General features: G+C 70.6%; 6 protein-coding genes. 3 read left to right on the top strand and 3 right to left on the bottom strand.

The genetic code is table 11. The features are described 5' to 3' along the window. A partial coding sequence (locus D7V88_RS36785) for a DMT family transporter (protein ID WP_244238590.1) occupies positions 1–945 on the top strand: 945 nt, incomplete at its 5' end. 80 nt (positions 946–1,025) lie between these two features. Here the strand turns inward: D7V88_RS36785 and D7V88_RS36780 are convergent. Genes D7V88_RS36780 through D7V88_RS36770 form a run of 3 tightly spaced genes read right to left on the bottom strand, consistent with a single transcriptional unit; the run spans position 1,026 to position 4,604 of the window. Next, on the bottom strand, positions 1,026–2,765 hold the full coding sequence (locus D7V88_RS36780; protein WP_120545251.1) for an FHA domain-containing protein: 1,740 nt from the start codon (positions 2,763–2,765) through the stop codon (positions 1,026–1,028). Between the two features lie 52 nt (positions 2,766–2,817). Continuing rightward, entirely contained in the window at positions 2,818–3,993 is a 1,176-nt protein-coding gene (locus D7V88_RS36775) for a DUF2314 domain-containing protein (RefSeq protein ID WP_120545250.1), read from the bottom strand. Continuing rightward, entirely contained in the window at positions 3,990–4,604 is a 615-nt protein-coding gene (locus D7V88_RS36770; protein WP_120545249.1) for a deoxynucleoside kinase, read from the bottom strand. The genes D7V88_RS36775 and D7V88_RS36770 overlap by 4 nt, the downstream gene beginning before the upstream one ends. A 214-nt stretch (positions 4,605–4,818) precedes the next feature. Here D7V88_RS36770 and D7V88_RS36765 point away from each other — a divergent pair, with 214 nt between their 5' ends. Continuing rightward, positions 4,819–5,619: a lysophospholipid acyltransferase family protein gene (locus D7V88_RS36765; RefSeq protein ID WP_120545253.1), complete on the top strand. Its 801-nt coding sequence runs from the start codon at positions 4,819–4,821 to the stop codon at positions 5,617–5,619. A gap of 11 nt (positions 5,620–5,630) precedes the next feature. Continuing rightward, positions 5,631–7,013 (top strand): tetratricopeptide repeat protein, encoded by a 1,383-nt coding sequence (locus D7V88_RS36760; protein WP_120545248.1) that lies wholly within the window; start codon positions 5,631–5,633, stop codon positions 7,011–7,013. Positions 7,014–7,085: the final 72 nt, after the last annotated feature.

Here is a 7,085-nt window from a genome sequence, read left to right as displayed (position 1 = left end):
GCCCTATGCCCCGCCGCCGTGAGTACCTCGTCCCCCGCCGTCGCAGCGCCTGCCCGCCTCCTGTCCGCATCCGACCTCGCGATGATCGCCGTGGTGGTCGTCTGGGGCACCAACTACACGCTGGTGAAGGACGCGCTGGAGGGCATGCCGCCCCGGGCCTTCATGGCGTTGCGCTTCGGGCTCGCGGCGCTCGCGATGGGGCTGGTGCTGGGAGCGGTGGAGGGCTGGAAGCCGATGCCGTGGAAGGTGTTCCTGCGGCTCACCGGCCTGGGGCTCGTGGGCAACACGCTGTACCAGTTGTGCTTCATCGAGGGCCTCGCGCGCACGACGGCGGCCAACAGCGGGATGCTCACGGCGGTCAGTCCGGTGGTGACGGCGGCGCTCGGCGCGGCGCTCGGCATCGAACGGCTCCGCCGCCCGGTCATAGCCGGGCTCTCGCTGGCGGTGGTCGGCATGCTGCTGGTGGTGGGAGCGAGGGGGCCGAACCTGGGCGCGGCGACGTGGCAGGGGGATGCCCTGATCATCGGAGCCTCGCTGTGCTGGTCCATCTACACGGTGGGGACGCGCACGGTGGGAGCGGACGTGTCCGCGCTGCGCATCACCGCCATCACCATGCTCACCGGAGCCCCGGGCGTGGTGCTGGCCGGAGCGTCACAGGTCATCGCGATGGACACGTCGCGAGTGAGCACCTCGGGGTGGATGGCGCTCGTGTATTCAGCGCTGGTGCCCCTGGTGCTCGCGTACTTCGTCTGGTTCCGCAGCGTGCAGCAGGTGGGCACCAACCGAACGACGCTCTACGGCACCGGCATCCCCGTGGTCGCGGCGCTCACCGCCTGGGCCATGCGAGGCGAGCGCCCCACCCTCGTCCAGACGCTCGGAGCGGCGCTCATCCTCACGGGCGTGCTGATCAGCCGTCGCAAGGACACGGCCATCACGAAGGCCTGAAACCCTTCCGACCCGGGTCCATCCAGGAGGCACAGCAGCTCGTCCCGGGATTCTGAGCTGGGCGACGACGCGCTCCGGCGCTAACCGCGAGGCCCTCGCTCCAGCGTCAGCTCATACTCGACCATCTTCCGGTCGAGCGTCGGCCGGCTGATGCCCAGCAACTCCGCCGCGCGGACCTTCTTGCCTCCCGACTCGCGCAGCGCCTCCGCGATGAGATCGCGCTCCAGCCGGGCCACCTGTTCCGGCAACGTTCGGGGAGCGTGCCCCACCGAGCCCTCACGGATTTCGGGAGGAAGCTGCGCGATGCCCACCTGCCCCGCCGCGTACACGCGCCCCAGCCGCTCCGCCACCAACTCCAGCTCTCGCACGTTCTGCGGCCACGGGTAGTCCGCAAGCAGGCGCCGCGCCTCCGGGCCCAGCACCGGCGCCTCCCGCCCGCTCTGCCGTGCCGCGCGCAGCGCGAAGAACTCGAGCAGCACCGGCACATCTCCACGACGCTCGCGAAGTGGCGGCACCTCCAGTTCGAAGCCCGTGAGTCCCCGCGCCAGCGCCGCATCGAACTCACTGCGCGAAGCCAGCCGGGACACCGGAGCGGCACAGGTGGCCACCACCCGCACATCCACGGGTTCCTCACCACCCTGCCGAGCCGGAGCCGCGCGTCGGGCGAGCATCCGCGCCAATCGCTCCGCCGCCGCGCGAGGCAAGGCCTCCACATGGCGAAGCAGCAACGTGCCCGCATCCGCACGCAGCACCGCGGACGTCACCGGAGGCTGCCCGGCCGCTCCGGCACGGCCGAACAGCGCCACCTCCACCGCCTCCAGCGGCTGCCGGCACTCCACCATCACCCACGGCCCCAGCGCGCGCGGCGAACGACCATGGAGGAAGCGCGCCAGCAGCGCCTTTCCCGTCCCAGGCTCGCCATGCAACACCACGGGAGCGACACTGCTCGCGGCCCGCCGAGCCTCTTCCAACAGCCCACGAAACCCCCGCGAGGTCCCCAGCGGAGTCACCCAGGGCACGTCGGTCGCTTCCGCCTCGCCGCGCGAACGCACCGCCGTGTACGCCTCGCCCCCCAGCCGGCCGAGTGACGCAAGCAACTGCCCCTCGCCCTCGGTGAACGGCGACTCCTCGCGCTCCACGTACAGCACGCCAAAGGGCAGGCCGCCCGAAGCCACCAGCGGAGAGCACAGCGCCGTATCCGTGCGTCCCAACTCCTTGCGCTCCAGCGCGGCCTGCACCAGCGCGCGAGGCACCTCCACGGACGCGGCACCGGACACCGCCGCGGTGCGCAGCCCCTCCGGCCCGCTCAAGAGCGCCGCGGAGCGGTCCGCGTTGAGCGCATGCACGGTCTCCTCCGCCAGCCGCCGCAGCACCATCGCCTCGCTGGTGGCCCCCAGCAGCGCCGTCCCCGCCGAGTACATCGCCGCGGCCGCGCCCACGTGCGGCAGCACCTCCTCGATGGGGACGTGCCCCGGCTCCGAGGCCGACGACACGCCGGAAGGCTCGTCGACGATGGACACCGGCGGCGGCTCGAACACCGCGATGGTGGCGCCCACGCGCATCCGGTCACCCGGCCGCAGCACCGCCTCTTCCTGGAGCGCCAGCCGCTGTCCGTTGAGGAGCGTGCCGTTGGTGGAGCCCAGGTCCCGCAGCCGCACCTGTCCCGCGACGGGGTCCAGGAACAGTTGCGCGTGGCGGCGCGACACCTGGTCGTCCTCCAGCGGGATGTCGCACGACGGGCTGCGCCCGAGGGTCAACTGGGAGACGACGTCGTAGCGGCGCCCCGCGAACGGGCCCGTGAGCAGCAGGAGTGCCGGCATGCGATGGGGCAAGCCTAGCAGCGCCCCGAGGGGCGCCAGCAAGCACCGGCCACTACATGGGGCGTTCGGCGGTCAGCAGGGCCCGCAGCTCGGACTCGTTGAGCGGACGTCCTTCACGCGCGATGGCCAGGGCGTTGATCTGCTTCTCCTCCACCTCCACGTGGGCGCCCTTGCGCCACTCGGTGGTGTGCACCGCGCCATCCACCAGCCGGCCCACCACGGAGCCCTCGTCCCGCGTCACCGCCTCCAACCACAGGTTCTCCACCACCGCCTCGCCCTCCGGGTGCGTCTCGAAGGGGGCGCGCACCAGGAACGTCAGGGGCTCCATCAACCCCTTGCGCTGGAAGCGCGCCAGGAACGCGGGAAGCAGCGCCTGCGCCTCCTCGTGCATGGCCGCGGTCTGCTCTTCCGGCTCCTTGGCGAAGCGCTCGCGGTAGCTCGCCAGCAACTCCGCCGTGTTGTGCCGGCCCAGCGGCGACACCACCGTGAGGAACAGCCCCTCATGGCCCTCGAAGGCGTCCAGCGGCACGCCCAGCAGGTTGGCGCGGGCCTCCTCCGACGGCACCATCGTGAAGCTCTGGCCCTCGCTGGTGGCCACCTCATGGCGCAGCGCCGGCCCCTGCGCGAACGCCAGGTCCGTGCACAGCTCGTGGAGGAAGCTCTCCGCGGCCAGCAGGTCTCCCTCGCCCAGGTGGAAGATCTCCACATCGCGAGCGCCGAACTTCTCCATCCCGTGCGAGTGCACCCACAGGGGCGTGTCCCCTTCGGCCAGCTCGATGGCGTGCAGGTGCACGTGGTCGCGGATGTCGAAATCCAGCTCGGTGATCTCCACCACGTCCTCGGGTTCGTGCAGCTTGAACGCCGTGACGTCCACCAGCACCCCGGGCACCAGCTCCATCAGCGTGCGCACGGTCCACAGCGCCTCGAAGACGGGCAGCGTGGGCTGCGCGCCCCCCGGCTCCAGGAGGAACGCGTAGCAAGACTGGGCCTTCTCCACCCGGGCGAAGGCCTCCGGGCTGCCGCTGAACAGCTCCGGATTGACGCGCGGGCGGCCCTCGCTCTCCGGCTTGAGCACCACCCGCACCTCGGAGCCATCCGCGCGCACGGTGAAGCCCTGCGCGTCGTCATGCGGCACGAACTCCACCTCGTCGGTGGCGAACGCCGCGCGCAGCGCCTCCAGCGGGGGCGGCCCCGTCTGCTCGGTGGCCAGGACGTAGACCTCCTTCACAGGTGCTTCTCGATCTGTCGGAAGAGGTCCACGCGGTCCACCAGGTCGGTGAGGTAGTCCAGCTTGTCCGTCCCCAGCACCAGCACCGGCGACAGCGAGTAGCCCTCGAACCACTCCTCGTAGAGGGCGTTGAGGCGCTTGAGGTACGCGGTCGGGATGTCCTTCTCCATGGCGCGTCCCCTCAGCCGGATGCGCTCACGCAACGTGGCCACCGGGCAGCGCAGGTAGATCATCAGGTCCGGCGGCGTGAGCGACTTGGAGATGGTCTGGTACAGCTCCCAGTATGTCCCCCAGTCGCGCTTGTCGATGAGCCGCTGCCGGTGGAGGTTCTTGGCGAAGATTTCGGCGTCCTCGTACAGCGTCCGATCCTGCAGCACGGTGCCCGGCGTGCGCTCCAACTCCTGGTGCAGGCGGAACTTGTGCGTCAGGAAGAAGAGCTGTGAGCGGAACGCCCACGTCTTCATGTCCTTGTAGAAATCAGCGAGATAGGGGTTCTGGTCATTGGGCTCGAAGGACGGCGTGAGGCCGTACTTCCGGCACAGGAAGGACGTGAGCTCCGTCTTTCCGGCCCCGATGTTGCCCGCGATGGCGATGAACTTTTTCCTGGCCACGCCACCCTTGCTTGTAACCCCGCCGAGCGGCACACACCAGAAACAATGGTGGGGGAAGCCATGGTAGATAAACTGCATGCCCCCGTCCCGTCCCGCACGTCCTGGTGCCAGCGGCGCGTTAAGTCATGCGTCGCCCGGTTGCCCGTCCGGTGAGCGGCACTCCCAGGGCCCGTCCGCCTCACGAGGCGACTGGTAGGAGGAAACCCGACGCATGTTGCGCAAGCTGTGGTGCATGTTGGTGGCGGCAGTGTGGTCGGCGATCATGTTCTTCGTCTCCATCTCGGCCATGATCCTGACGCTCAACCCGTCGCGCTCGGTCTGGGTCGCCCGGCGGCTCTGGTCCCCCGTGCTGCTGTGGGCCGGGGGGGCGCGCCTGGAAGTCATCGGCGCTGAGAACGTGGACCCGAAGCGGCCCACCATCTACGTGGGCAACCACCAGTCCACCATCGACATCCCGGCCCACTTCATCTCGGTGCCAGTGGACTTCCGCTACGTGGCCAAGAGCCAACTGCGCCTCGTGCCCTTCATCGGCTGGTACCTCTGGCTCGCGGGCCACATCTTCGTCAACCGCGGTGACCGGGCCTCCGCCATCGAATCACTGGAGCGCGCCGCCCGGAAGGTCCGCGAGGGCACCAGCATCTTCCTGTACCCGGAGGGCACCCGCTCCGAGGACGGCACCGTGCTGCCCTTCAAGAAGGGTCCGTTCGCGCTCGCCCTCAAGGCCCGCGTGCCCATCTGCCCCGTCACCATCGAGGGCAGCTCCACGCTGATGCCCAAGAACTCGTGGAACATCACCCCGGGCCTGGTGCGCGTGAAGATTGGCCGCCCCATCGACACCACGGCGTTCGCGGAGAACGACCGCGAGGGCCTGGCCCGGGCCGTGCGCGCGCAGATCATCGCCGACAACCTCTCCCTGGGAGGCAAGGGCGGAGACACCGAGGCCGCCATCGCCCTGCAGGGAAAGGAAGGCATCGCCCAGCAGCCAGCCTCCGCCCCCACCTCCAAAGCCTCCTGAGCGAGTCCTCCGTGCACCTGAAGCCCCTGAACCGTCCCTGCTCGCACCGCTGGACCCGCGTCGCCCTGCTCGGGCTGGGCCTGCTCGCCACCGGCTGCGGCCACGGCAAGGCCACGGGGACCGCGCTGGCGCCCCAGGCCCAGGCGCGCGCGTACCTGGATGAGAACCAGCCAGAGAAGGCGCTCCCGCTCCTGCGCGAGCTGCACGCGCGCACGCCGGACGACGTGGACGTGGCTCGGGCCCTCACCGAAGCCCAGGTGAAGGCGGGCCACGCGGACGCGTGGGGGGAGGAGCTGCGCCAGGCCATCGCCCGGAACGAGCGCGCGACGGACCAGTACATGCTGGGCCTGACGCTCTTCTCCCGGGCGAAGGACGCGGGCCAGCCCACGGTGGCCGCCTTCGAGCGCGCCATCACCCTGTCCCCCACCACCGCCGAATTCCACTACCGCCTGGGCGTCGCGCGGCTGGAGTCGGAGCAGTACGTCGCGGCGCTGGGCCCCCTGCGCAAGGCCGTGGAACTCGCCCCGGAGCGCGCGGGCTGGAAGCTGCCGCTCGCCAAGGCCCTGGCCCGCACCGGAGACACCACGGGCGCCGTGGAGGCCCTGGGCACCGTCGTGCGCGGCACCCCCTCCCCCGGCGAGGTCGCCACCGCCCGGGCGCTGATGAACCAGTTGGCGGACCCCTTCCAGGGCTTCCCCAAGGCCGCGGAGGCGAAGCTCGAGGAGGGCATGCGGTTCCTGCACGAGCTGGATGCGCCCCAACACGCGGTCATCGCCTTCGAGGAGATCCTCCACGACTACCCGGACCTGGCCGTGGTGCATTCCCTCCTGGGGCTGGCCTACCAGCGCCTGGACGACGCCGGACGCGCCGTGGACGAGTTCAAGCAGGCCATCGAGCGCGCCCCGAGGGACGGCAAGAACCAGCTCTATCTGGGGGAGCTGTACCTGTCGCGTCAGCGGCCGGACGCGGCTCGCGCCGCCTTCGAGAAGGCCGTGGTGCTCAACCCGATGCTGGAGCTCGCGTGGTTCCGCCTGGGCGACCTGAGCCTGGACGCGCGCGACCTGCCCGCGGCGAAGAGTGCCTTCCAGGTGTCGGTGACGCTGGAGCCGAACTCGGTGCCTGCCCGGGGCAAGCTGGCGCTGGTGTACCAGTTGGATGGGGACTACCCGGCCGCCCAGCGGGAGCTGAAGCACGTGGCGGAGAAGGATCCGGAGAACACTGAGTTCGCCCTGCGCCTGGGCCTGCTCTACACCGACGAGGCCCAGAAGGCGCGCAGCCCCCAGGAGCGCCAGAAGGCCACGGCCGAGGCGGAGCGCTGGCTGGGGAAGGTGCTGGAGACCCAGCCCGACAACGCGGTGGCCAGCCGCGCCCTGCAGCTACTCAAGGGCCAGTAGCCACCACCGCACCGACGCCTCTACACTCCGGCATCCGATGAGCGACGCGCGCAAACCCGCCCCCCCCAGCAC

Origin of the sequence: Corallococcus terminator (assembly GCF_003611635.1) — a bacterium.
Classification (GTDB): Bacteria; Myxococcota; Myxococcia; order Myxococcales; family Myxococcaceae; genus Corallococcus; species Corallococcus terminator.
The sequence above is the reverse complement of the archived record's forward strand: the minus strand, read 5'-3'. Positions and strand labels throughout refer to the sequence as shown.

Bases quoted from the DNA above. Each gene is read 5' to 3' on its own strand.
- D7V88_RS36780 (WP_120545251.1), bottom strand. From the start codon at position 2,765: ATGCCGGCACTCCTGCTGCTCACGGGCCCGTTCGCGGGGCGCCGCTAC.